Source organism: Acidipila rosea (genome assembly GCF_004339725.1).
Classification (GTDB): Bacteria; Acidobacteriota; Terriglobia; order Terriglobales; family Acidobacteriaceae; genus Acidipila; species Acidipila rosea.
On the sequence record NZ_SMGK01000002.1, the window covers coordinates 294,147 to 320,342 of the forward strand.

21 protein-coding genes are annotated in these 26,196 nt (G+C 59.9%); 9 read left to right on the forward strand and 12 right to left on the reverse strand.

The features are described 5' to 3' along the window. The first annotated feature begins 75 nt into the window (after positions 1-75). A complete protein-coding gene (locus tag C7378_RS06295) occupies positions 76-2,706 on the forward strand; it encodes a PD-(D/E)XK nuclease family protein (RefSeq protein ID WP_207901361.1) in 2,631 nt (876 codons plus the stop codon). Beyond that, the gene (locus C7378_RS06300) at positions 2,696-6,205 is read left to right on the forward strand and encodes a UvrD-helicase domain-containing protein (RefSeq protein ID WP_131993545.1); all 3,510 of its coding nucleotides are present in this window, start codon (positions 2,696-2,698) and stop codon (positions 6,203-6,205) included. The genes C7378_RS06295 and C7378_RS06300 overlap by 11 nt, the downstream gene beginning before the upstream one ends. On the opposite strand, the gene phoU is transcribed toward C7378_RS06300, so the two are convergent. The 6 genes from phoU to C7378_RS06330 all read right to left on the reverse strand — a co-directional run bounded on the left by phoU (position 6,190) and on the right by C7378_RS06330 (position 11,886). Next, positions 6,190-6,882 carry a phosphate signaling complex protein PhoU gene (gene phoU, locus C7378_RS06305; RefSeq protein ID WP_131993548.1) on the reverse strand — a complete coding sequence of 231 codons (693 nt, stop codon included), beginning with the start codon at positions 6,880-6,882 and terminating at the stop codon, positions 6,190-6,192. The two genes, C7378_RS06300 and phoU, sit on opposite strands and share 16 nt — an antisense overlap. Then, positions 6,879-7,637, reverse strand: coding sequence for a phosphate ABC transporter ATP-binding protein PstB (pstB, locus tag C7378_RS06310; RefSeq protein ID WP_131993551.1), 759 nt, complete (start codon positions 7,635-7,637; stop codon positions 6,879-6,881). The genes phoU and pstB overlap by 4 nt, the downstream gene beginning before the upstream one ends. Further along, positions 7,638-8,513: a phosphate ABC transporter permease PstA gene (pstA, locus tag C7378_RS06315; RefSeq protein ID WP_131993554.1), complete on the reverse strand. Its 876-nt coding sequence runs from the start codon at positions 8,511-8,513 to the stop codon at positions 7,638-7,640. A gap of 21 nt (positions 8,514-8,534) precedes the next feature. Continuing rightward, the gene (pstC, locus tag C7378_RS06320; protein ID WP_243648107.1) at positions 8,535-9,581 is read right to left on the reverse strand and encodes a phosphate ABC transporter permease subunit PstC; all 1,047 of its coding nucleotides are present in this window, start codon (positions 9,579-9,581) and stop codon (positions 8,535-8,537) included. An 89-nt stretch (positions 9,582-9,670) separates the two neighbouring features. Further along, on the reverse strand, positions 9,671-11,125 hold the full coding sequence (locus C7378_RS06325) for a sensor histidine kinase (protein WP_131993557.1): 1,455 nt from the start codon (positions 11,123-11,125) through the stop codon (positions 9,671-9,673). A gap of 62 nt (positions 11,126-11,187) precedes the next feature. After that, on the reverse strand, positions 11,188-11,886 hold the full coding sequence (locus tag C7378_RS06330; protein ID WP_131993560.1) for a winged helix-turn-helix domain-containing protein: 699 nt from the start codon (positions 11,884-11,886) through the stop codon (positions 11,188-11,190). Between the two features lie 179 nt (positions 11,887-12,065). Between C7378_RS06330 and C7378_RS06335 the strand changes: the two genes are divergently transcribed. The 5 genes from C7378_RS06335 to C7378_RS06355 all read left to right on the forward strand — a co-directional run bounded on the left by C7378_RS06335 (position 12,066) and on the right by C7378_RS06355 (position 16,290). Continuing rightward, positions 12,066-12,437: a response regulator gene (locus C7378_RS06335; protein ID WP_131993563.1), complete on the forward strand. Its 372-nt coding sequence runs from the start codon at positions 12,066-12,068 to the stop codon at positions 12,435-12,437. Between the two features lie 38 nt (positions 12,438-12,475). Then, positions 12,476-14,233: a CHASE3 domain-containing protein gene (locus C7378_RS06340; protein ID WP_131993566.1), complete on the forward strand. Its 1,758-nt coding sequence runs from the start codon at positions 12,476-12,478 to the stop codon at positions 14,231-14,233. Positions 14,234-14,449: 216 nt separating this feature from the next. Further along, entirely contained in the window at positions 14,450-14,860 is a 411-nt protein-coding gene (locus C7378_RS06345; protein WP_131993569.1) for an acyl-CoA thioesterase, read from the forward strand. Positions 14,861-14,916: 56 nt separating this feature from the next. Beyond that, a complete protein-coding gene (locus tag C7378_RS06350) occupies positions 14,917-15,237 on the forward strand; it encodes a hypothetical protein (RefSeq protein ID WP_131993572.1) in 321 nt (106 codons plus the stop codon). Positions 15,238-15,498: 261 nt separating this feature from the next. Further along, on the forward strand, positions 15,499-16,290 hold the full coding sequence (locus C7378_RS06355) for an EAL domain-containing protein (protein WP_207901362.1): 792 nt from the start codon (positions 15,499-15,501) through the stop codon (positions 16,288-16,290). Positions 16,291-16,312: 22 nt separating this feature from the next. Here C7378_RS06355 and ribB read toward each other — a convergent pair whose 3' ends face one another. Continuing rightward, positions 16,313-17,464, reverse strand: coding sequence for a 3,4-dihydroxy-2-butanone-4-phosphate synthase (gene ribB / locus C7378_RS06360; protein ID WP_131993575.1), 1,152 nt, complete (start codon positions 17,462-17,464; stop codon positions 16,313-16,315). Between the two features lie 55 nt (positions 17,465-17,519). Between ribB and C7378_RS06365 the strand changes: the two genes are divergently transcribed. Continuing rightward, complete coding sequence (locus tag C7378_RS06365; RefSeq protein WP_131993578.1) at positions 17,520-18,320, forward strand: NIPSNAP family protein; 801 nt, start codon at positions 17,520-17,522, stop codon at positions 18,318-18,320. 18 nt (positions 18,321-18,338) lie between these two features. Here C7378_RS06365 and C7378_RS06370 read toward each other — a convergent pair whose 3' ends face one another. The 3 genes from C7378_RS06370 to C7378_RS06380 form a co-directional block, all read right to left on the reverse strand. After that, positions 18,339-19,181 (reverse strand): class I SAM-dependent methyltransferase, encoded by an 843-nt coding sequence (locus C7378_RS06370; protein ID WP_131993581.1) that lies wholly within the window; start codon positions 19,179-19,181, stop codon positions 18,339-18,341. A 12-nt stretch (positions 19,182-19,193) separates the two neighbouring features. Then, positions 19,194-21,044, reverse strand: coding sequence for a PAS domain-containing sensor histidine kinase (locus tag C7378_RS06375; RefSeq protein WP_243648108.1), 1,851 nt, complete (start codon positions 21,042-21,044; stop codon positions 19,194-19,196). A 134-nt stretch (positions 21,045-21,178) separates the two neighbouring features. Beyond that, the gene (locus C7378_RS06380; RefSeq protein ID WP_131993584.1) at positions 21,179-21,406 is read right to left on the reverse strand and encodes a hypothetical protein; all 228 of its coding nucleotides are present in this window, start codon (positions 21,404-21,406) and stop codon (positions 21,179-21,181) included. A 525-nt stretch (positions 21,407-21,931) separates the two neighbouring features. On the opposite strand from C7378_RS06380, the gene C7378_RS06385 reads away from it, so the two are divergent. Next, entirely contained in the window at positions 21,932-22,534 is a 603-nt protein-coding gene (locus C7378_RS06385) for a hypothetical protein (protein WP_207901363.1), read from the forward strand. Positions 22,535-22,634: 100 nt separating this feature from the next. Here the strand turns inward: C7378_RS06385 and C7378_RS06390 are convergent, their stop codons facing one another. Then, positions 22,635-24,191 carry a S10 family peptidase gene (locus C7378_RS06390; protein ID WP_131993590.1) on the reverse strand — a complete coding sequence of 519 codons (1,557 nt, stop codon included), beginning with the start codon at positions 24,189-24,191 and terminating at the stop codon, positions 22,635-22,637. Positions 24,192-24,372: 181 nt separating this feature from the next. Next, positions 24,373-25,884, reverse strand: coding sequence for a sugar transferase (locus tag C7378_RS06395; RefSeq protein WP_131993593.1), 1,512 nt, complete (start codon positions 25,882-25,884; stop codon positions 24,373-24,375). Positions 25,885-26,196: the final 312 nt, after the last annotated feature.

Consider the following 26,196-nt stretch of genomic DNA (forward strand, 5'->3'; position numbering starts at 1 on the left):
TAGGTGTCCTCGCTTTTGATTCGCAGCAACCGTATCCCTTCCGTCCTTTTTGATGCGATGGAACGCGGGGCTCTTGTGATCACCGCAAACGCGCGTGCCGCACGGGTTCTGCATCAGGCTTATGCGGCCACCCAGCAGTCGCAGGGCTATCAGGCCTGGACCACACCCTCTGTTCAAGACTGGCAGAGCTGGACCGCCGATCTCTGGCGTCAGGCCTTCTATACCTATCCGGATCTGCCTCTGCTCCTCGACACGCAGCAGGAGCGCGTCCTCTGGAAGCGCATTCAGCAGCGTGAAGCCGTAGCCGTAGTCTCGCCGGACAGCCTGGCCCATCTCTCGCAACAGGCCTATGCGTTGCTCTCCCGCTACTGCGCTCACGACCAGCGCCGGCAGCCCTGGACAACGCTCGACAGCGAACACTTCCGTAGCTGGGCCGCGGCCTTCGATGCCGAATGTTCCCGCCGGGGATGGGCAAGCAGCAGCCGCTGCGATGAACTGCTGGCATCGCTTGTCGAGGAGGGCCGCATCCCAGCTCCCGCGGAACTGCTATGCACCGGCTTCGACCGCCTCCTGCCCTCGCAGCAGCGACTGCTTGACGCTCTTCATGCCCGCGGCACACTCCTTGGCGATCTCGACTCGGAAACCCCACCCGGCAGCCGCACGCTCATCTGCGCCAATGAACTGCGCGAAGAGATCACCGCCTGCGCTACGTGGTGCCGGGAACAGCTCGCGTCTGACCCATCGCTCCGCATCGGCATTCTCGTCCCTGACCTGAAGAGCGTACAGCCTGCGATCGACCGCATCTTCCGCAGCATCCTCACCCCCCGGGACACCAGCATTCTCGCGGCAGCCAGTCGGCCTCCTTATGAGTTTTCGCTCGGCTCTCCCCTCGCCTCCGTGCCTGTCGTCCGAGCCGCCCTGCTGCTGCTCAAGTGGCTCACAACGCCGCTGCCGGAAGAAGAGGCCACCTGGCTGCTGCTCTCCGGCTTTCTCGCCACCAGTGAAGGAGAAGCCCTGACTCTCGCCGCGCTCGATGCCAGGTGGCGCGACACGGGAGCACTTTCCCCTGAGCTACCTCTTGAGACAGCTCGGCGCAAGCTCTCGAGCGCAGCGCCGGCAGTCGCGCAGCGGCTCCTTCAGACCTTACGGCTCGTGCAGGAGCGGCCCCGCCGCTGGTCGGAGTGGACCGAGCTTGCTCCTCAGTTGCTTGAGGCTGCCGGCTGGCCGGGCCATCGCACCCCTGACTCCGCCCAGTACCAGGCGCAGCAGCGGCTCGACCACCTCTTCGATCAGCTCGCCGCGCTCGACTTCGATGCCAGTCAAACTACCTTCAGGGACTTTGTACGCACCCTCACCGCGCAGGCCTCCGAAACGATCTTTTCGCTTGAGTCCTACGATGCCCCCATCCAGGTCATGGGAGCCATGGAGGCGTCCGGCCAGCGTTTCGACATCCTCTGGTTCCTTGGCATAGACGATCAGGCCTGGCCGCTCAGAGGCCGCGCCCATCCGCTGCTGCCAGCCGCCCTGCAGCGCAAGCACAACATGCCCCACGCCAGCCCGCAGCAGGACTGGGAGCTCGCCCACGCAGTCACCTTGCGCATCGCGGCCAGCGCACCCGTCTGCGTCTTCAGCTACTCGCGCCAGGCAGCGAGCGGCGAGTCGCGCTGCTCGCCGCTCCTGTCCTCGCTCGTCGCTACAGAGCCGAAACCAGCCACCGCCTTTCTCCAGCAGCCCAGGAGTGCGTCTGCTGTTTCCCTCGAAACCATCCCTGACGACTCCGGCGTTCTCACCTGGCCGCAGCAGCGGACGGCAGGTGGCAGCGAAGTGCTCAAGCGGCAGGCGGCCTGTCCCTTTCAAGCCTTCGCGATGGGCCGCCTGCACACTGCCGTGCTCAACCGCACCGAGCGCGGCCTCACCGCCGCCGAACGCGGCAAGCTGCTCCACCAGGCTCTGGAACAGCTCTGGAGCGCAGGTTTCACCACCCGCGATCAGCTCATCAACGCCACTGCAACCGGCTCCCTCGCTTCGCTTCTCCAGTCCGCTGTAGCAGCCATTTTTGCGCCATACTCTCGCGAAGCCGCTGGGGACAACTGGATGCTCACCTATCTTGAGGGCGAGCAGCAGCGCCTGATCACGCTGCTCGGCCACTGGCTGGCCATCGAGGCGCAGCGCGGGCCCTTTACCGTCGAACATGTAGAGAAGCGTCTGGATAATATCGACATCAGCGGCCTCCGGCTTAACCTCCGCGCCGACCGTGTGGATCGTCTCCCCGAGGGCGGCCACTTCCTCATCGATTACAAAACCAGCCTGGTCACATCAAACGCATGGCAGGGCGAACGCCCCGACGAGCCGCAGCTTCCCGTCTATGCCCTCTTCGGAGGCATTGACGATCTGCAGGGCGTGCTCTTCGCTCAGCTTCGCGCCAACGCCTGCAAGTTTGAGGGGCTCATCGCTGCCGAAACCAATGCACACTTCGCCGCGTTGCCGAAAGATATCGCAAAGATCGGAGACATCTACGGCGACACCGGGCCTGAAGCGTGGGAGAGTGCACTGCTCAACCTCGCAGCCGACTTTCTCCACGGCGAGGCGGCTGTGAACCCCCTGCACGGCGCAAAAACATGCCGCTACTGCGCGCTGCCCGGACTATGCCGTGTCGCCGAACTCCAGGCCCTCACCGAAGAAGACAACGACGACGATGAAGGATGAATTGCTAAAACATCAGGACGCATCCGCCCGCCAGGCTGCGCTCGACACCTCGGGCTCGTTCCTCGTTCAGGCCCCGGCTGGCTCAGGCAAGACGGATCTCCTCACCCGCCGCTTCCTCAAGCTGCTTGCTGCCGTAAACGAGCCTGAGGAGATTCTAGCCATCACCTTCACACGCGCCGCAACAGCCGAGATGCGCTCGCGTATTCTCGACGATCTGCAGCGCGCCAGAGACGGCCGCGACTTTCCCGATCCGGGCCGCGCCATCATTGCGCACGCAGCCCTCCAGCACTCTGAGCAGCGCGGTTGGCGTCTGCTTGAGCAGCCCGAGCGCCTCGATATCCAGACCATCGACTCCCTCTGCCTGCGCCTCGCGCACGAGCAACCGCTGCTCGCGCGGCTCGGGGGACATCTCCAGCCGTCAGAGGACACCTCAGCGCTTTACGAAGAAGCCGCGCGCAGAACCCTCGGACACCTCGGCTCATCCAGCGAGGAGCTCAACGCTGCGCTGCACTGGCTGCTCACGCTTCGCGATAACTCGCTCGGCGGGACAGAGCACCTGCTCACCCGGATGCTCGCCACCCGCGACCAGTGGTTGCACGCATTTCCCCTCTCCAGTGAAGTGGACTGGGAAGACATTCGCCTTTCGCTCGAGACCAACATCCGCCGCGCCATTCGCGACGTGCTCCAGCAGGCGCACCGCGCCTTCAGCTCCGAGCCGGCCCACGTCGATGAACTCATGGAGCTCGCCCGCTACGCCTGCTCCAATGAAAACAAGATCGACATCGCGCTGCTCTCCGAGCTCCGCTCGCTACCCGAGTCATCCGAACATCTGACGCAACACTGGGGGTGTCTCTGCAATCTACTCCTCACCGATCAAAACGAATGGCGTAAGCAGCTCAACAAGAACCACGGTTTCCCCAAGGAGAACAAACGGCAGAAGGAGCGCATGGAGGCGCTGCTTGTACGTTTCGCCCGCAATCCGGAACTCCTGCCGCTCCTTTGCCGCGTCCGCACTCTGCCACCCGCTAGCTACAGTGAAGAGCAGTGGCAGACCCTGCGCGCCATCTTCGTCATCCTGCGCATCGCGGTTGCAGAGCTGCGCGTCCTCTTCGCCGAACGCAACGTCATCGACTTCGTCGAAGCCAGTCTCGCCGCCGAGACGGTCCTCCGCGAGCCCGGCGAGGCTACCCTCGCTGCCACCGCGCGCATCCATCACCTGCTCGTCGACGAATTTCAGGACACCTCGCTTCGCCAGCATCAGCTCATCGCCGCTATCACCGCTGACTGGGCCGATCACGATGGCCACACCTGCTTCCTGGTCGGCGACCCGATGCAGTCCATCTATCTTTTCCGTCAGGCCGAGGTCGAACTCTTCACCCGCGTGCAGCGTCAGGGACGCATCACTGTCGCCCATCAGTGGAGCTGCTCTTCGCTCACCCTCTCGCGCAACTTCCGTTCCCATCACGCGCTCGTCGAGCCTCTCAATGGTCATTTTGAAAGAATCTTCGCCAGCGCCGCTGACCCTGTAACGTCCGTTCCCTTCTCACCCTCCTTCGCGGAGGAAGCTCTCCATACCGGGCAGGCGATCAATATCCACGCAACCTTCGCCCGTCGTGGCAAAGGCGCTCATCCCGATCGCGAAGACATCGCAGCTGCGCGTCGGCAGGAGGCTGAGACGGTACTTGCAATCATCCGCACGCACCTGCCCTCCATCGAACACGCGCAGGCCACCGGTGCCGAGTTCCGCATCGCCGTGCTTGGCCGCGCAAAAAATCACCTCGCCGCCATCGCTGCAAAGCTGCGTGCCGAGGCCATCCCCTTCCGCAGCATCGAACTTGAAAAGCTTGGCGAACGTCAGGAAATTCGCGATCTTCTCTCGCTCACCCGCGCACTGCTTCATCCCATGGACCGTATCGCATGGCTCGCCACTCTGCGCGCCCCGTGGTGCGGTCTCACCCTGCGCGATCTGCATGCGCTCTGTGGCAACGATGACCCGCTGCACAAGCACAAGTCCGTCATCGAGCTCATCGCCGCGCATGCACACCTGCTCACCGCCGACGGTCAGCTTCGCCTGCAAAGAGCACGCACCGTGCTCGAACGTGCCCTTGCCGTTCGCTACGCACAGGCTGAAGCGCCATCCTTCTCCACGTGGATCGAGCGCACCTGGCACGCACTCGGCGGCCATCTCCTTCTCGATAATGCAGCTCGCGAAAATGCGAGCGTGTTCTTCCAGATGCTGGATGGAGTTTCCCTCGACGGCATCGCCTGCTTCACCGATCAGCTCGACCACGAACTCACGCGTCTCTTTGCCCAACCGGACCCCGCAGCCAGCGAGCGATGCGGCGTGCAGCTGATGACCATCCATAAATCCAAAGGACTGGGCTTTGACGTCGTTATCGTCCCCGGCCTCGACCGCAGGCCGCCGCCCCCCAAGGGTGGTCTCGTAAACGCTCTCGAGCGGCCCGCACCGGCTGACCATCTTGAGCGTGAACTCCTGCTCGCCCCCATCGGCAGCAAAGGCAGCGAAACCGAGCCGCTCTACGAGTGGATTCGCGGATTAATCAACAGGCGCGAAGAGGAAGAACGGAAGCGGCTCTTCTATGTGGCCTGCACACGCGCCCGCACGGAGCTGCACCTCCTCGGCAACGCCGTCATCACCAAAAAGGACGGCAAAGAGACCGGCGTCGTGCCCAGCTACAACACCAGCCTGCTTGCCAGTGCGTGGCCGGCCCTCAAAGAGGAATTCACCCGCCAATACGAGCACCGCACCCAGAACAATCTCATCGCCTTCCCGCAGCAGCCGCTGGCCGCTCTCGCCGCTGCTGCGGATGTTCCCCCTCTCACGCTTCGCCGGGTGCCCGCCGAATTTGCGGCTTTACCACTGCATACAGCCGAGAATGTAACCTTGTCAGCTACAAATCCTCTCGCGGCGGAGAAGTCCAGGGAGTTCAAGCGCCCCGAGGGCTCCCGATCTTCACGCATCACCGGCTCGATCGTCCACGCGCTGCTGCAGGCAATCGCGGACTATGGAGATTCGAGTCCAGCATTGCTTGAGCAACAGGCCGAGCGGATGCTGCGCGCGGCCTCCATCACCGGCGATGATCACCGTAAGGCCATGCAGGAGATTCAGGCGGCACTCCGGTCCGTCCGCAGCGATGCAACCGGAATGTGGCTGCTCGGTCAGCGCAGGGACGCCCGCTCCGAGAGTTCCTGGACCGGCTATATCGACCAGCAGTTGCGCACCGTGCGGGCAGACCGCATCTTCCGCGCCGGCAGCGAGCCTCTCGCCGAAGGGCAGGATTGTCTATGGATCGTCGACTACAAGACGAGCACAACCCATGGTGACGTGGAAACATTTCTGGCCCTGCAGCGCAAGATCTATGAGCCGCAACTCGCGCTCTACGGCCAAGTGCTCAGGGCTGCGCAGGGAGAGGACATTCCCCTCCGCCTGGCGCTCTACTATCCACGTCTCTCCAGGCTGGACTATTGGGAGTCTTGAGATTCGTTGTGGTTGCGAACGCTCATGTGATGCCGCACATCTGCTCCGCTCACCCAGAAGATGACGTCCTCAGCGATGTTCGTGGCATGATCGGCAACACGCTCCAGGCTGCGAGCAATCATCAGTGCATGCAGCGCCTGCGGAGTCATCTGCGGCTCCTGCTTCATCAGGTTCAGCAACGAAAAATAGGCATTCCCATTGAGCTTATCGACGCTGTCGTCCATTGACAGTACCGACTGCGCCATCTCCGCATCGGCCTCGATAAACGACTGCAGTGCCTTCCGCACCATGGCCGCGGCCAGCGTCGCCATCCGCGGAATATCGACTGGCAGATCCGCCACCGGAAACGCCTGCAGGTCACGCACGCGATCGCTGATAGTCACAGCAGAGTCGCCCACTCGCTCCACATCGGCATTGATTTTGATCACCGCCAGGATGAAGCGCAGATCGATCGCCATCGGCTGCTCCATCGCGAGCAGGTCGAGAGCCGTCTGATCGATCTCCCGCTCGAAGCGATTGATAGCCATTTCGCCGCGATCCACGAGGTCGCAGATCGACAGATCGCGCACACGATACGCCTCGATCGCCCGCTGGATCGCCTGCTCCGCCATGCCCGCCATGACCAGCAGCTTCTCTTTCAGGTCTTCCAGACTTTGATGGAACCGTACCCGCGTCATCCGAACCTGCCCGTGATGTAATCTTCGGTTCTCTTGTCGCGGGGGTTTGTGAATATCTTGTGAGTGGAATCAAACTCGACAAGCTTCCCGTTCAAAAAGAATCCCGTTCTCTCCGCCACGCGGGCGGCCTGCTGCATGTTGTGCGTGACGATAATGATCGTGTACTGCGACTTCAGCTGAAAGATCAGGTCTTCAATCTTCGCCGTCGACACCGGATCCAGCGCCGAAGCGGGCTCATCCATCAGCAGCACTTCCGGGTCCACTGCCAGCGCCCGCGCAATGCAAAGCCGCTGCTGCTGGCCTCCCGAGAGGCTTGCGCCGGACTTCTTCTTCAGTTCGTCTTTCACCTCGTCCCACAGCGCCGCATGTTTCAGTGAGCGCTCGACCACCTCATCGAGCACACGGCGATTGCGAAAGCCGTTCAGCCGCAGTCCCGAGGCAACATTGTCATAGATCGACATCGTCGGGAAAGGGTTGGGCCGTTGAAACACCATCCCAATGCGTCTGCGCACTTCTACCGGCGAGGCATCGTTATAGATATCCAGATCGCCGATCCGCACCGATCCCGTGACCTTTGCTATGGGGTTGGTCTCGTGCATCCGGTTCAGGCAGCGGACAAACGTTGATTTGCCGCAGCCTGACGGGCCGATCAGCGCAGTCGCCTCGTTAGGCTGAATATTCAGGTTGATGTCCTGCAGCGTATGGTTCGAGCCATACCACGCGTTCAGGTCCTTGACTTCAATTCCGACACCCACCTAGTTCGCCCCTTTCAGAACTCCGCGCGTCGTCACGAAGCGCACCAGCGAGACAGACAGCACGATCAGCACAATCAGGACCAGCGAGCCTGCCCACGCCAGCCTGTGCCATTCATCATAGGGAGAGATGGCGTAAACATAAATCTGCAGTGGCAACGCGGCGATCGGCTCATTCAGGTTCGCACTCCAGAACTGGTTGCCAAAGGCCGTAAAGAGCAGCGGCGCCGTCTCACCCGCTACGCGCGCAAAGGCCAGCATGCAGCCCGTGATGATGCCCGGTGAAGCCGTCTTCAGCGTGATCGAAAGCACCGATCGCCAGTTGGGCACGCCCAGCCCCAGCGCTGCCTCGCGGATCGAGTGCGGCACCATCAGCAGCATCTCCTCCGTCGTGCGCGTGATCGTCGGGATCATCATGATCCCCAGGGCCACGCCGCCTGCCAATGCGGAAAAATGTTTCTGCGGCAGCACGATCAACGAATAGATTGCAATTCCCATCACGATCGATGGGACGCCGTTCAATACATCCGCCGTGAAGCGCACTGCATTGGCCAGCTTGCCGCCGCGTCCAAACTCTGCCAGAAATACCCCGCTGGCGATTCCAATCGGAACGCCGATCAGGCTGCCGATCCCGAGCAGCAGCGCCGACCCGACGATGGCATTGGCCATTCCCCCGCCCGGCTCACCGACGGCCCGCGGAGTCTTGATAAAGAATGCCAGGTTCAGCGAACTGGCTCCCTTGTAAATAAGGTAGACAAAGATTGCGATCAGCGGCGCAACCACCAGCACCGTGCTGAGCACCGCCAGCCCCGTAGCCATATGGTTCGTCGCGCTCCGCCAGATCTGCGTGGCCTTGCCCGTCTTGTATCTGCTGCTCATGCCGTTGCTGCTCTCACGCTCTTATGCAACCCGTGCCGACGCGCCGCGGGTCACAGCCCACACCAGCAGTCGCGCCAGCCCATTCACAATGATGGTGACCAGAAAAAGCGCCAGCCCGATCTCCACCAGCGCACTCAGGTAAAGACTGTCCGATGCTTCTGTAAACTCATTCGCAATCACGCTGGCCATGCTGTAGCCGGGCGCCAGCAGTGACTTCACAATCTCAGGACGGTTGCCGATAACCATCGTAACCGCCATCGTCTCGCCAAGGGCTCGACCCAGTCCGAGAATGATCGACCCGACGATCCCAATCCGCGCATTTCGCAGCACGCCCATGCGGATCATCTCCCACCGCGTCGCGCCCAGCGCCAGCACCGCTTCACGCTGCGACCCGGGAACCGCGGTCATTACCTCTCGGGTCAGCGAGGAGATGATCGGCAGGATCATGATCGCGAGGATCACCCCTGCGGTCATCACACCCTGGCCGAAGTTCGGCGGCGCAAAGAATCCTGTCCATCCCAGCGTCTTCATCAGCACAGGATTCACATCGTCCCGCAGAATCGGCACCAGCACGAAGACGGCCCACAGGCCATAGACCACGCTCGGGATTGCCGCCAGCAATTCAGTAAGAAAGGACAGCGGTCCCCGCAAAAACTTCGGGCTCATCTCCGTGATGAAGACCGACACCCCAATCGACAGCGGCACCGCGATGATCAGCGCGACAATTGAAGACGCAAGCGTTCCATAAATAAAAGTCAGCGCGCCGTAATCCCCGGTCACCGGGTTCCACGCCTGCTTGAAGAAGAATCCGATGCCGAACTTCGCAATCGACAACTGCGAACGCGCAATCAGCTCGCTGGCGATCAGCGCCACAATGGCGAAGATGCTCATCGCGCACGCTATCATCAGCCAGCGGAAGCCCCGATCCGCGACCGCCGAGTTACCTCGCGCCATCAGAAATTTACGGACAGACGAGACATCGACAACTCCCTGTGGAGTCGAGGCGCCGCTATGTGTCGCTGCTGTCTCCTGGGGGCTGGCCACACTGGTGTCCTTTAGCTTTTCCACGTCTTTAGTAACGCTAACCGGCAATTGTTAACAGAAGGTTAAAACCGCTGATAAGGAAGGATTAAAATCCAGCGCAATTGCACATCCGCTCAGGTATGAACCGCGGTGCGCACCTTATCTCTGTTTGCATCAGCATCTTCCAGCGAGGCCCGTCGCAGGGTAAAGAAGAACACAGCGCCTGCTCCCAGTTCGCTCTCCACCCTGATCTCTCCATGATGCGCAAGCACAATATGCTTTGCAATCGCGAGTCCCAATCCGGTGCCGCCCGACTCCCGCGACCGCGCCTTGTCCACCCGGTAAAACCGTTCAAATATCCGATCCAGATGCTCCGACGGTATCCCGGCGCCGTAATCCCGCACGTAGAACTCAACCTCTCCCTCCAGGTCTCGTGCTCCGATGCTGACCCGCCGCCCCGCCTTGCCATATTTCATGGCATTCTCAATCAGATTACCGAATACCTGGTGTGTCGCGTCTGGATCGGCCATCACAGACGTATCGGTGGTCTCTTCTTTACGCAATTCGATCCCGTTATCGGCAGCCATGCCCGCAAACGAATCCAGCGCATCCTCGATCAGCGCCGAAGCCGGCACCACCTGCAGCTTGACCTTATAGTCGCCGGACTCGACACTCGCCAGCGCCAGCAGGTCTTCCGTCAGCCGGTTCATCCGGGCTGCATTGCGCAGAATAATGGAAAGAAACTCCCTCGCCTGGTCTGACACATCATTTTCGCTGTCGAGCAGCGTCTCGACGTAGCCGGAGATCGACGTCAGCGGCGTGCGCAGCTCGTGCGAAACGTTGGCGATGAAGTCGCGGCGCATCTTCTCCGCCCGCTCCACGCCCGTCAGGTCGTGCAGCACGACGACCGCGCCACCGCCCGGCGTCGGCGCAGCATTGATCTCGTAGACTCGCCCCTGGGCCAGCGAGGTCGCCTTGCCGCTCCTCAACTGGTGGTCGCGCAGCGCGCCTTCCACGCACGCCAGCACCTCCGGATCGCGAACCGTCTCCACCAGCGGTCGCCGTTCCCGCACACCCACCGGGAGCATCCGCTGCATTACCGCATTCGACCAGATCACCTGCCCGTGGCTGTTTACCGCAACGACGCCTTCCTGCATGCTGTCCAGCAGCGTAGCCAGTTCCCTTCTGCTGCTTTCCAGCTCATGGAAGCTTCGCTCCAGCCGGCTGGCTGTTGCATCCAGCGCCCGGGCCACATCGGAGATCTCATCCTGCTGCTGGCCATCCTGCATGCGGGCGGAGAGATCGCCGGCTGCGATGCGGTTGGCGAACGCGACAATCCGCTCCATCCGCTGTGCCGTGCTCCGCGCCAGCATCGACGCCAGCAGCGCGGCCACCACCACCGCAATCAGCGAAGCCAGCAGCAGATCGCGCCGCAGCATGTGCATCGCCTGCTCGGCCAGCGCCGGGCCGAGCTTCACTTTCAGGGAGTGCGAAATAATGTGCCGCAGCGTGAGGTCAAGCGTCGCCGTGCCGATAAACAGCACCAGCAGAAAGGAGAGCCACAGTTTGGTGAATATCCTGCCTGTCATAAGTGCCTAACCGTTATCCCTTGAGGATAGCGCGCAATCGGCCCTCGCATCTCTGCCATCCCTCAGGCTCCGCGTGGCAGCTCAAACCTGTAGCCTGCTCCGCGCACTGTCTTGAGGTAGCGCGGATTTTCCGGGTCCGTCTCAATCTTCTCGCGGATGCGCCGCACATAGACGTCCACCGATCGCGGCGTGACGAAGCGGGCGTCGCCCCACACTGCATCCAGCAGATGGTCGCGGCTGAAGACCCTGCCCGGGTGCCGCGCCAGGTAATCCAGCAGGCGGAACTCCGTCGCCGTAGCCGTCGTCAGCTCACCCCGAACCCGCAGCTGCATGGCCCCCGTATCGATCTCGATATCGTCGAAGCTCAGCAGCGTAGGCGAGGATGGCCGCTCAAAGCGGCGCAGGACGGCCTTCACGCGGGCCACCAGCTCCCGCGTCGCAAACGGCTTGGTGATGTAGTCGTCCGCGCCCAGTTCGAGCCCCAGCACGCGGTCATTCTCCGCGGCCCGCGCCGTGAGAAAGATAATCGGCACCGTGCTCAGCCCCGAGTGGTTGCGCAGCCGGCGGCAGAGATCGAGCCCATCGCCCCCGGGCACCATGATGTCGAGCAGGAAAAGCGCCGGCGGCTGGCGCTCGGCATCCGCCAGGATGTTGACCGGTGAAGCGTAAGCCTTGACAGCAAATCCAGCGGCCTCAAGGTGATGCTGTACGAGACGGAGAATATCTGTCTCATCTTCAAGCACGAACACTGTCTGATTCAATCGAATCTCCAGAACTACGCTCTAACCTATCTGATTTTGGCAAAAGGAATGCAAAAGTTCTGTGAATTTTAGTCCATGAACCAGTAGCTCTTTTAGTAATCCCCCTGACGGCCGAATGCTATACTTTTGCACATCCCACTTCATTCGAATATCGAGGAAATGGTCTGTCAATTACTAGCGTGAACCGGCCGCCCACCATCCTGTGTATCGACGACGAGGAACTTGGTCTTCTCGTCCGCAAAGCTGTGCTGGAGCGCGCAGGCTACCATGTTTTGACTGCCGCTGAGGGCAAGCAGGGTCTGGAACTGTTCGACAATAACTCCATTGACGGCGTTGTCCTCGACTATTCGATGCCCGGCATGAATGGCATGGAGATCGCTCGCATCATGCGCAACCGCAAACCGCACGTGCCGATTCTGCTTCATTCCGCGTATGTGGGTCTTCCTCCTGAGGCAATCGCGCTAGCAAGCCACACATTGACTAAGGGCAGTGGTCCCGCCGACCTGCTTCGCTCCGTTGAACAACTTGTGGGTCACGGCGGCAAGCATTGAACCCCAAACAGCTGTCTCGCTACCTCAGGCAAATCCTGTTGGGCTCCGTACTTACCATGACCGTGCTCGCGGCATGCCTTGTCTGGCAGGTCACCGTGGCGCAGACGGCGCGCCGCTGGCTCAGCCACAGCGACCGCGTCACTACCAGCCTCGATTTGTTACAGAAGCTGATCGACGACCAGGAAACCAGTCTGCGCGGTTATCAACTCACCGGCGACCCGCAGATGCTCGACCCGTTCAAGGCGGCCAACAACAGGATTGAGCCTCTTTTTGGCTCGCTACACCAGGCCATCGCCGACAATCCCAAGCAGTCTGCTGGCTTAACTCTCATGCAGGAGCGATATGAGCGGTGGCTGGCCTTCGCGCAAAAGATGCTGACCGAGAATCCGGCAGGCCTCCGCGATCCGCAGCTGAACGAGCAGGGCAAGATCCTAATGGACCAGGTGCGCGCGGCAGCCTTCGAACTCCAGTCCCGGGAAGCTGCCCTGCGCAGGCAGCGCTATGACGATGCGCAACGCGAGGAACGCCGCACGCTTCGTTTCATCAGCCTGGGAGGTCCGCTCGCAGGTCTGCTCCTCGGCCTCTTCATGGTCATGCGCCTTCGGGCTGTCTCACGCGCCTACAGCCGCTCCGCAGCCGAGCTGGAGCACCGCGCCCAGGAGCTGCACACCGGCCGCGAATGGCTACAGACCACCCTGGAATCTATCGGAGATGCCGTCATTGCCTGCGATAGCGAAGGCAATGTCGACTTTCTGAATGCGGTCGCCCAGAAGCTGACCGGCTGGACCGCGACTGAGGCGAAGGGCAAGCCGCTCACCACCGTCTTCCACATCGTGAACGAGGAGACGCGAGCCGTCTGCGAAAACCCTGTCGACAAGGTGCGCCGCCTGAATACCGTCGTAGGTCTGGCCAATCACACCGTCCTTATTTCCAAGGACGGCAGAGAGTACGTCATCGATGACAGCGCGTCGCCCATCCGCGGCGACGACGATCGGATGCTCGGCGTCGTGCTCGTCTTCCGCGATGTAACTGAACTGCGCCGGACCGAGGCTGCGCTGCTCGCGAACGAAAAACTGGCGATAGCCGGTCGCCTGGCTGCCAGCATCGCTCATGAAATTCACAACCCTCTCGACTCCATTGCCAACCTGCTCTATCTGATCAAAGACGAGAAGAACAGCGCGAAGTCGGCCGAATACCTCGGCTTTGCACAGCAGGAGCTCGACCGCGTGATGCAGATCAGCCGCACCATGCTCAGCCTCTATCGCGAGCCATCGTCTCCTGCTGAGCTGGATTTGCGCGAACTGCTGGAGAGCGTTCTGCTGTTGCTTGACCGCCGCCTGGCCGAGCAGCACATCGTCCTTGTTCGCGATTTTCCTGAGAGGGTCATCATCCAGGGCTTCCCCGGTGAGCTGCGTCAGGTCCTCACCAATGTCATCGTCAACGCCGCCGAAGCCTCCGGCGCCCATGGCAGGATCGCCATCCGTCTTGAATCCGTTCCTCCCGAAGAGTTTCGCGGCGCAGGCGCCGTCATTGAGGTTCGTGACAGTGGCGCCGGTATCGAGGAAGGCGCCGCAGCCAGTCTCTTTCAGCCTTTCTTCACCACCAAGGGAGAGCGCGGCACCGGCCTCGGACTCTGGGTCAGCCTCGGCATCGTGCAGAAACACGGCGGCACCATGAGGATCATGAACAGCACTGCCCCCGACTATCCGGGCGCGCTGGTGCGCATCTTCCTCCCCACGCGAACCATGGCCACCTCTATGCGTCGCAACAAGGCTCTGAAGGCAGGACCGGAATAATAGCTGCAACTATCTGACCGCTGCCTTTGGGGTTTCCCCGCTCGCTCCTGCATCATCACAACAGAAGAAAAGGAGATGGCAATGCAGCACAGGGCACACGCTATGCTGCGGCCATGATGGCTGCCCTCAACCGCTGAGGAGATCGGCTTTGCTCCGGCGGAGAGGCCTCATCCCTCCGCTGGAGTCGCCACCAATCGCTGATGTACCTTTGAGTGAATGACCTTACCTTTCACCACGACCTTTCGGGTGCGTTATGCGGAGACAGACCAGATGGGAGTGGCCTATCACTCGAATTACCTCATCTGGTGCGAGGTAGGACGGGTCGAGTTTCTGCGCGCGCTCGGCTTCAGCTACAAGCAGTTCGAGCAGGAGGACGACTGCCACCTGCCGGTTGTCGAAGCGACCTGCCGCTACAAGGCTCCCGCGCGGTATGACGATGAACTCCTCATCGAGACCACTGTAACGGCGCTCCGCGGGCATATCATCCGCTTTGCCTACCGCATTCGCACAGCAGATACTCTGCTGGCCGAGGCCGCTACCACCCACGTTGTGGTCGATCGCACCATGAAGAAGCGCTCTCTGCCTGAGAGGTATTTCGCGGCCCTGCAGGCAACAATGAATCCATAGGAAAACTCAGTCCGTGGCCGTCGCATCCCAACTTGCAGGTCACGGAGGAAATGTGAATGAAGCGCCCCTTGAGGATTCCAGCCACGTTAGCTCTCACCCTTGGCACGTTGGTTTTAGTCGGCTGTGACACGGGCCGCGTCAATAAGGTTCACACTCGAGTTGAAGCAGTTTCGGATCTGACCACCACCGGCAAACCCGAAATTCAATACCAGGCTGACGCTGCGGGAATTCCTCCCGTTCCCGGCTCACCCACCGCCGCAGGCAAAGATGGCAGACAGCCCGCCAACGACTCCCAGGCGCGCGTCAGTCCAGGCGCTGAAGAAGGCGCGCCCATGGCAGTCACGCGCCAGCCAAAAGACCCCTTTCAGAGGCAATAATCAGGCTGGAGGGATAACAATTATTACATGATAATAGTTATCCCTCGGCTTCGAATCATTGGAGAATCATTCTCCAACGATAATGATTCTCCTCTCATGATTGATTGTTTGTTGATGTAGTGAAGTTACTAAAGAGTACCCCCACCTTGCCTCCAGGCAGAAAAGTCAGTCGTTCCGGAATCCAATTCATCTATTGTTGTTTTTCTGCCGATAAGCGCTTTGTTTCAAATCCGCTCAGGGGCCAGAAGTTTTCTAAATCTTATGAATACGATTCAGCGGGTGAAGCAGGGTGAGCAATTCCAGAAAACAGGCTGTTCTGCATGCCGCGAGAGCGCCTTCCTTGTTCCCTTTTCCATGGCTTTCCAGCCAATTGTCGACTTCGAAGCGGGTAAGCTATTTGCCTACGAAGCACTGGTGCGCGGCGTCAACGGTGAATCGGCTTTTTCGGTTCTCTCCCAGGCGAACGACGAGAATCGCTACGCTCTCGATCAGCAGTGCCGCGTCAAGGCCATTGAGCTGGGAGCCAGTCTCAGCCTGCCGGATACAGGCGCTTACCTGTCGATCAATTTCTACCCCAATGCGGTGTATGAACCGGCAGCCTGCCTGCGCAAGACACTTGAAACCGCCAGCCGGGTCGGCTTTCCTCTTGACCGGCTGATCTTTGAAGTCACTGAAGGGGAAAAGGTGCGCGATCATGAGCACCTGAACCACATTCTTCGCGAGTATCGAGCGCAGGGCTTCAAAACGGCTATCGATGATTTTGGCGCGGGATACGCAGGCCTCAATCTGCTCGCGAAATTTCAGCCGGATATTCTCAAAATAGATGCCGAGCTCACTCGGGAAATCGATAAGCGCCCGGTGAGCCAGACGATTGTCCGAGCGATTCAGCAGGTCAGCGAAGCCCTGAATATCCAAACCATCGCCGAAGGCATCGAGACGCCGGCCGAGCTCTCCGCCCTGCGCGATCTGGGGCTGCGTTATTTCCAGGGCTATCACTTTGCGCGGCCCGGGTTTGAATCGCTGCCATCCTGCAGCGATTCCGGAATAGCCTGAGGCTTCGTCCGGCAAGCACTTGTCAGTCCAGCAGGCCCACGGTCTCCGGAATCGCGACGCGCTCGACGATCTCCACGTCGAAGCCGTGCAGCGCTGGCACATGAGTCGGGGTATTCGACAGCAGCCGGATCTTTCGGATATTGAGATCGGAAAGAATCTGGCCGCCGATGCCGACCTGCCGCAGAATGCGCTGATGCCCTTCCTCACTGTGCTCGCGGTGAAAGATGAGTCCTGGCGGCAGGGTGGAGCGGTCAATCTCGAAGCCGCGGGCGGTGTTATGCAGATAGATCAGCGCGCCGCGACCGGCGGTGGCAATGGCCTCCAGCGACCGCTGCATCACTCTCTGGCAGTCGCACAGCGTGGCACCGAAGACGTCACCTGCGAGGCAGTGCGAATGAACCCGCACGAGCACCGGCGTATCGGTCGTGCCGACGTCGCCCTTGACCAGCGCCACGTGGCTCTCACCGCCGTCCACCTCACTCTCGTAGGCAATCATGCGGAAGTCGCCATAGCGCGTGGGCAGCAGACTCTCGGCGACGCGATGGATGTAGCGCTCGTGTTGCAGCCGATAGCGGATCAACTCGGCTACCGTCAGCATCTTCATGTTGTGTTCGCGGCAGAATTCGATGAGATCAGGGACGCGCGCCATGGTGCCGTCATCGTTCATGATTTCGCAGATGACGCCGGCGGAGATCAAGCCGGCCATGCGGGCCAGATCGACCGAGGCCTCGGTCTGCCCGGCGCGGACGAGCACGCCGCCCTTGCGGGCGCGGAGTGGAAAGACGTGGCCCGGACGGGCGAGGTCACCGGCCGTCGACTGCGGATCAATCGCAACCTTGATGGTGTGCGCGCGGTCGTAGGCGGAGATGCCGGTAGTGACACCCTCACGCGCCTCGATGGTCTCAGTAAAGGCTGTGCCGAACCGCGATGAGTTCTGCTGGGTCATCGGACCAAGGCGCAGATAATCCGCGCGCTCTTCTGTAAGCGTGAGACAGATAAGTCCGCGGCCATGCCTCGCCATGAAGTTGATCGCCTCAGGAGTTACAAACTCTGCGGCGAGCGTGAGATCGCCTTCATTTTCACGGTCCTCGTCATCCACGACAACGATCATGCGACCGGCTTTGAACTCTTCAAGCGCGCCTGGGACGTCAGTAAATGGTGCTTCGTTCGCCATAATGTCTATTGTCCGCTATTATCCTGCTGGAGTGCAGTTGCTGTCAGGAGGCACATTGAAAAGACGCGAGTTCATTACTACTTCCATTGCAACGGCCGGTCTCGCGCTGGCCAGAGGAGCAGAAGCCCAGATGACGCCCGCCGCAGCCCCGGCGCGCGAGTTCTACGAGTTGCGCAGGTATCACCTGCAGTCGGGCCCACAATCGAAGCTGGCGGAGAATTATTTTGCCGACGCACTGATCCCGGCGCTGAACCGGATGGGGATTTCGCCGATAGGAGTCTTCAGCCTGACGATCGGTCCGGAGACGCCGGTGATCTACGTCCTGCTGCCTTCGTCGCGGCTGGAAGCGCTCGTTACCGTGCAGTCGCAGCTGGTGCACGACGAGCAGTTCATGAGCGCTGCGGCGCCCTTCTGGAATGCGCCCGCAACTGCGCCTGCTTTTGTTCGGGACGAGAGTTCCCTGCTGATCGCGTTCGAAGGCTGGCCGAAGCTCGTAGTGCCGCCCTCAACGGCACAGCATGCCGACCGCATCTTTCAGCTGCGTACCTATGAGAGCGCCAGCGACCAGGATCACGTGCGCAAGGTGGAGATGTTTCACCACGGCGAGTTTGAGATCTTCCGCAAGTCCGGCTTCAGCCAGGTCTTCTATGGCGACACGCTGGTGGGGCCGCGCATGCCCAACCTCACCTACATGCTCAGCTTCTCCGATCTCGCAGACATGGATGCGAAGTGGAAGGTGTTTGGAAACGATCCGGAATGGAAGAAGCTCTCCTCGTCGCCTCGCTATTCCTTTGAGGCCATCGTCAGCAACATCTCCAACCTGGTGCTGAAGCCCCTTTCCTGTTCGCAGATTTAAGCGGATTCGGCGGGGAGGCTATCGCCACGCGCAGAGCAGCCTTCCCGCTTCTCCCCTGACCATCAGTTGATCGGAACGCCCGCTGAAATAGCGGGCGTTGATCGTTTCGCGCCCAATATCCTCGATCGATCGAAAGTCGGCCAGTTCGGCAGCGACCTCCTCCGGGGTGAAGAAGAGCTGAAAGGGTTCGCCTGCGAGAGCAACCCTGGCGGCCAGCGAGTCATGGCCCAGCTGTTCAAGGTGGGGCAGCACAGCGCGCGGCTGTCCATAGTCAAAGACAACGCCACTGCCGGCAGGCTGCGCTGCAATGAAGCCCAGAGTCGAACGAAAGGCGTCCAGCGTGAGGTATGGAACTACGCCCAGCCACGCGAAGAAGGAAGGCTTGCGGCGGTCAAAGCCCGCAGCCGCCAGCCGCTCCGGCAGCGAATCATGCTCGAAGTCCACCGGCACATACGAGAGGCTGGCAGGAATGGCGAGGCCGCTGCGCTGCAGCAGTTCGCATTTCCATTGCTGGGTTGCCGGGTGGTCAACCTCAAAGACACGAAGATGCGGCCAAGGATTGCGGTAGGCGAAGGTATCGAGGCCTGCGCCCAGCAGCACATACTGCTCCACGCCCGCGGCCACGGCACGGCTTAGAGCATCCTCCGCATAACGGCTGCGCGCAACCAGAAAAGCACGAAGCGCCACGGAAAAAGGACGGTCGGGGCGAACGGGAGTACGGCGAAGCTCCTCACGATACGTCTCGCCCAGGATGGGAACCGCGACGGGATCACTGAAGACGACCGGCGAGTCGAAGATCTGATGCGCGGCCCGGCGCAGGGCTACGCGCAGCGCGGTTCGTGACGGAACAGCCTGATTCATATTGCCAATCTATCAAGGCTCCCGCGGCAGGAAGAGCGTAAAGACCGTGCCGTGGCGGATCGGATCCTGCGTGCTGCGGGCCGCGAGGCGACCCTGGTGGCGCTGCACGATCTCCGAGGAGATCCAGAGACCAAGGCCGGTTCCGTTGAGATCACGGGTGGTAAAGAAGGGCTCATACATGCGCCTCTGCGTCTCCCGGGACATGCCGTGACCGTTGTCGCCGATGCTGATGCGGATGCCGGACGCGCCCGTTGCGGAATCGAAGGCGTTGCGGGCGCGAATGGTCAGCCGTCCCCCACCGCGCATGGCGTCTACGGCATTTGCGACCAGATTATTGAGCACCTGGCGGATGTCGTTCTCAAAGCAGCGGAAGGGTGCGGCAGCCTCATAGAAGGTCTCGACCTTGATGCCAGAGTTGGCGAAGCGTCCGTGGTAGAGATCAAGCACGGAATCGATCAGCGGACCGGCAGAAACCCAGCTGGAGCCGACCGACTGACGGTGAAAGCGCAACGTCTGCGTGACGATCTGGGAGACCCGCGACAGCTCGGACTGCGCACTCGCAAGATAGGAAGCCAGCTCCGCGGGAAGCCCCTCATGCATGCGGGCAAGATAGACGAGGTTGGTGACCGCCTCGAGCGGATTGTTGATCTCGTGAGAGATGGACGAGGCAAGGCGCCCGACAGCAGCCAGCTTTTCGCTCTGCCGCAGCGCGGCCTCGGACTTGATCTGTTGGGTAACCTCGATCGCAGCGGAGCTGATCGCCTCGACCGAGCCGTCGAGCGCGTAGACGGGCAGATAATTGACCGTCCAATAACGCTCGTGCCCGGGGGCACCCGGCAACTCTCCCCCAACCAGTTGATTGCGAACCGGGTGCCCGGATGCGGCCAGGGTGAGCAGCTCGAGCACGCGGGGAATGGCGGGAGCAATCTCTGCGATTGCCTTGCCGAGAATCTGCTCCCGGGGCAGACCAATGAATTCAGCCTGGGCATCGTTGGCGCGAGTGATTCTGAGGGTCACCGGGTCAAAAAGAGCCAGGCCAATGGGAGCGGTGCGATAGACGGCCTCCAGCTCCATACGCTGCCGCTCGGTCTCGGTCTGCTGCTGGCGCAGCTGCTCCTCGAAGAGCCGGTGTTCAGTAATGTCCCGGAAGAAGAGGATGAGTCCCTCTTCCGAGGGGTGCGCCTCAACCTTAAACCAAAGGTTTAAGGGCTCAGGATAGTAAGCCTCGAACCGGCGGGGCTCCCGCAGCTCCATTGCCTCGTGATAGTTCTGAACAAAGGGCGAGCCCTCATACAGCGCGTCGGGATAGATCTCCCATATATTTTGTCCGACGACGTTGCCGCTGGGCGCAAGGAGTTCTGCAGCACGGCGGTTGACGTAGGTGAAGTTCCAGTTGCGATCCAGGGAGGCGATCGCGTCCGTAGTCGCGGCGAGGACCTGCTGCAGCCGCTGGGCCGCCAGATCGCGATTGGCCTCAGCAACCTTGAGTGCGGTGATATCGCGGTAGTGCAGCGCTATGCCGTCGTCAATCGGAATGGCCCGCATGTCGATCCAGACCTGAAAGGGCTCGTAGAAAAAGACGATTTCGCGCTCCTGGCGCTCTTCCATCACAAAGCGGTAGGTCTGCTCAACCGCTGTGCCCACCGTGGAAGGAAAAAGTTCCCAGTGCGTCTTGCTATTCAGGTCAAAGGCGCTCAGGCGACTGACGGTATGAGCGCGCGCATTTGCGTAGGTGATGCGCCACTCCCGATCCAGAAAAACGATAGCGTCGGAGAGGGTGTCCGCTACCTGGATAAGGTTAGCTACAACGCTGGCAGGCAGCGGGCGAATCTCGCTTCCCATTTTTCCTGGTGGGGTATTCATTCGTGATGCAGTCGGCATTCCGGAGTTGAGTACCAGTTTCCCATTGTTATCGAAGATAAACAACAATCCCTGCAAAACGAGAAACGCCGCCTTGCAAGGCGGCGTTTCTCAAGCTAGCAGTACGGACGAACCGCTTAGAGCGTAGACTCAATTTCGAAGCCCCAGGCCTCGAGCAGCGCTTCCGGAATATACTTGGAGTTCCGGTTGCGGCGGGCCCACTCACGCAGGCGGGTGGAACGCACATACTGATCCGGAGTAAGCTTATACTCCTTCACGATCTGTTCGAACGAAGTAACAGTGGGAACAACCGGGCCGATCGGCTCAGGCTTGCCCCAGTTAGGATTGCCACGACGCTTAGCCATTATTTCTTTACCCTCTGAGAGTTGAGAAGTGACGTGCAAAAAGGCCGGCTGGCTGCGAGCTAGAGTGGAAAGCTGCCGGGCTGTCACAAACTCTTTAATTTTAAGTATTTTTCATTCCAAAATCAATAGAAATGTGCGCCCTTATGGGTAATTTCCGCTAGCGGCTGCTTTCGATTTCTATTGGTCATTAGACGGAACAGAATAAGGAACGTCACCCCTTCCGTCTGCGGTTTCTCGGAACGAAGAAATGTATCTGAGATGACAAGGTTTTCATCTATATAACGTTTTTTGTTTGCAAAGTTGATATCTCATACCCTTCGAGGAAGCAGTTTGTTCAGTTTGGAAAGTTTCAGCTCCCGTCGCCCTTCGCGGGCCTTTCGAACCTTTTTCTCTCTTACTTTGTTGGGCTTAGCCCCGTCGCTGGGCTTAGCCCAAAGCTCCTCGAACCTGCCGGATGCACCGGCAACGCAAGCCAGTCCTGCCAAAAACAACAATCCTGCACTCGGGACCGTACCTGTCTCGGAATTGCCGACAGACAAGCGGCAGACCAAGCGTATCCTCGGGGTCATGCCGAACTACCGCGCGGTGAGTGTGGATGCGATCCATCCAAAAAGCACGGCGACGGAGAAGCTGAAGGTGGCCACGGCAGAGAGCCTGGATTACTCATCCTTTGTCTTTACGGGGGCGCTCGCCGGAATATCGATGGCGGAGGACTCTTACCCGGAGTTCCGCCAGGGCGCAGTCGGTTATGGGCGCTACTACTGGCACATGTTTGTGGACAAGGCGGACGGCAATTATCTGACGATCTTTGTGATTCCGACTCTGACGCGCGAAGATCCCCGCTACTACACGATGGGGCATGGCGGTTTTCTAAAGCGGACGGCTTATGCCTTTACCCGGGTGCTGATTACTCCGACCGATTCCGGATCGAATACGCTCAATCTGTCGGAGATCGTGGGTAAGGGCGCCGCCTCCGGAATCGCCAACTTCTACTACCCCGATGAGTACAGGACATGGACCAAGACGGGCCAGCGGTGGGAGTGGCAGATCTACCGGGATGGGGCGACCAATATCTTCCGCGAGTTCTGGCCGGACATCAATGCACACGTATTTCACGGCAAGGGTTGATCTCGTCCACGTCTAACAGCCTTGAAGCCCGAAGAAGCAAAAATGCGCTCCCGTCTGGTGACGGGAGCGCGTTTTTTGCTGCAGTCGAGTAGTCCCGCGATTACATAGCGAGGCTGGAGTAGAACTGATCCAGATCGTGAACCAGCTGCTTGAGCGCGTCTACGTTGAGGTAAACCATGTGACCTGACGGGTAGTAGCCGAACTTAACATTTTTGGCGAGTTCAGGGGTGAGCATCATGTGGTCGAGGTCGTACTCCGTCGCGAAAAAGGGAGTGGCCAGATCGAAATAGCCGTTCGCTGAGAAGACTTTCAGCTTCGGGTCCTTTCGCATGGCATCGGCCAGATCTCCGGCAACGTAAGGCATCTGCTGCTCGCGTCCATAGCCGCGGTAGCTGCCCGCACCACGATGCTTCCAGTCCCACTCACCGATGGTTTCGGCGCTGGGCTTGTACTCGTCGTCGGTCTCGTACTTCAGATCGTTCTCCAGGTACTCGTGCTCGGCAGCAATGAAAGCGCCACTGATGCCCGTGTCCGAGGGATCATAGCCGGGATATTCGCCGGCGTTATCGACGTCGGTGCCCTCAAAACGCGCGTCATAGCGGCCCATGATGTCTCCCTCGCTGCGCAGCAGCTCCTTGCGATACCTGAAAGGCGAGATGCGCAGCTTGGCATTCTTGACATACTCCACGCTCAGACCTGTGTATTGGCTGACCTTGGTGGCAATCGCATCGAGCTTGGCCTGCGGCAGCTGGTCTCCCTCGGCCAGGGCTTCAGAGTATTCTCCGCGCGCGAAGGTACGGACCTCCTCTAGAAAAGGCGCCAGTTGCGCAGGCTTGTTCTGCAACTTGTTGTGATACCAGGCGATCGCGGCATAAGAAGGCAGATTGTTGATGTACTGCAGATCGAGACCCGGCGAAAGCGAATTGTAGTTGAGGATGGAGGAGAGCAGGATGACGCCGTTGAGCGAGATTCCGTTGTCTTCAAGAACGTCGGAAAGTCCGGCCGAGCGGGTGGTGCCGTAGGATTCGCCGAAGAGAACCTTGGGCGAGTTCCACCGCTGGTTCACGGTGATATAGCGGGCGATGAATTTATGGAAGGCTTTGAGATCCTGGTCTACGCCAGCGAAATCCTTGACAGTTCCCTTGCCTACAGCACGGGAGTAGCCGGTGAGAGGTGCGTCGATGAAGACCAGGTCGGTCTTATCGAGCAGGCTGTATTGGTTGGGGACAATCTGATAAGGCGCGGGGCCGGTAGCCTTGGGGCTGTCCGTGACCACCCGCATGGGTCCAACCGAACCCATGTGAAGCCAAAGCGTCGCCGATCCAGGACCGCCGTTGTAGAGAAAAGTGACCGGGCGGCTCTTTGCCTCCGCGCCGTCCAGGGTGTAAGCCACATAGAAGATGCTGCCATAGGGCTTCTCCTCCTTATCGTCGCGGATGAGCAGGGTTCCGGCGGTTGCCGTGTAGTGCAGCGTCTTGCCGTTAAGCGTCAACTCGTGATGCGTTACAGAAGTCTTTTCAGGGGGGATGGGTTTTTCAGCAGGCTGCTTCTGGGCATCGTCGGTCTTCTTCTGATCCTGAGCGTAAGCGGCTGGCAAGGTGGCGAGGATACCGGCGCAAAGAGTGAAAGTCACAAGGCGGCGATGGAAACTCTTCAAAGAATCCCTCCGGGAACTGTTCTGATTGTGAGATTAACGACGTAAGAAATAGCAGCTTAGTTTCACACTGTAACTGGAGGATGGAACCGAGACAAACAAAATCAGCCCCGGATCAGGGCGCGCTAAAGAAAAAGCACAGCCTATGCGCTGTGCCTGCAGTGGGTGTGGCTGGCTTTAAGGTCTAGGTACCGGTACCGCGGATAACGACTTCGGCGGTGCGCAGGAGAATCTTCAGATCCAGCCAGAAGCTCCAGTTTTCAACGTAGGCCGTATCGAGCGCGATATATTTTGCGAAGGAAGAATCCTGCCGCGACTGCACCTGCCAGAGCCCGGTCAAGCCGGGGAGGACTTCGAGGCGACGAAAATGCTCGAGGTCATACTTGGCCACTTCGCTGGCAATAGGAGGACGTGGGCCGACGATGCTCATCTCACCGCGCAGGACATTAAAGAACTGCGGAAGCTCATCCAGGCTGTATTTGCGCAGAAATTTGCCCACTCTGGTAACCCGAGGGTCATTCGAGAGCTTGAAGAGAATGCCATCGCGCTCGTTCAGCGCGGCAAGATCCTTCTTCTTGACTTCAGCGTCGCGCACCATGGTGCGGAATTTCATGCAGGGAAAGACGCGGCCGCGCTTGCCGATCCGCTCCGAAACGTAGAAGATCGGGCCGTCGCTGTCGAGGCGCACCATAGCCGCAATGATGACCATCAGCGGGAAAACCGCGATGAGCGCCGCAAGCGAAAGGGAGATGTCCACCAGCCGCTTCACAAAGAGGGCGATCGTCCTCGAGTCACTGCGGTGCAGTGAAACTACCGGGTAGACGCCCAGGTACTCAATGGAGGCGTTCTGGGATAACTCGCTGAAAAAGCCTGAGATAGCTCGGATATCGATCCCCAGATCCCGCGCCTCTTCTACCAGCCGGATGACTTCCTCGGTGGAGCACGGCTGAGCGATCACCAGCTCATCGATAAAGTGCTGCCGTGTGAGCTGACGCAGGATTTCAGGGCCACCCAGAATCTGCTCCGGCAGGACATCGTGGTGATCCTGGCAGCCGGGAGCTGTGATAAAGCCCCTGAACTGGTAGCCGAGCCGGTAGTCACCCGCGATGTGGTTGCCTAGCGCATTACTTAGATAATTGGTTCCCAGAATGACGATGTTACGGGTTTCAATGCCTTGCTCATACTGCCGGTAACGAGAGAGGCGCCCGGTCGCCCGGCGGATGCAGAGTGAAACGGTAGCCACGCTGGTGAGCAGGATCACCATGGCGCGTGAGACGTGATCATGATGGGTCAGATAAAGGCCACCGCACAGGAGAAGCCCGGCGGTGAGGCCTGCCTGGGCCGTCAGGCGCAGTTCGTGAGCGCCCCCGCCCGAGGGGATGGCGTTATAAAGGCCGTAGCGGCGCGATACAACAACAAGGGCGAGGAGAAACCACACCAGGTAAATGACATCCAGCGGGCCCGAGGACATTTCAAGAGGCACTTCGCGGAAAAGCGCAACACGGCTGATGAGCATGGCATGAATAAGGAGCGCTGCCGCAAACGCTACCAGTACGACGAGTACATCTGTGGCCATCATCAATGCTGATGTCAGAAGCGCAGGACTTGTAATCCGGCGGTGCGTCTTCACATTAACCGGACTACCCTTGGCCGTACCGGGAGAAGAGCCTTTCCTGATGTATTCAGACGTAGCCATATTTTCCTTGAAGCGTCGACCAGATTTTCCTAATAGAGGTTTGTGCGGGCATCCAGAGATTCGAGCCCACAGTGTCTATCTGCACCAGCCGGCCTGAGGCCAGAAGGTTATACATTCAACATGCCTGAACCCCCCAATTGCTGCAGTCCGAATGCCAAATATGGAAAGCCATGAAGAAGACCAGTTCCTCTGTCGACACTCCACCCCAATTGCAGGCTTGCAAAGAGTTGATGGAGTTTTATTTATCTTAAATCAGCCTTAATCCAAATTACGGTTTTGAGTGAAACGCGGCCCAAATGCAGGAAAAAAATA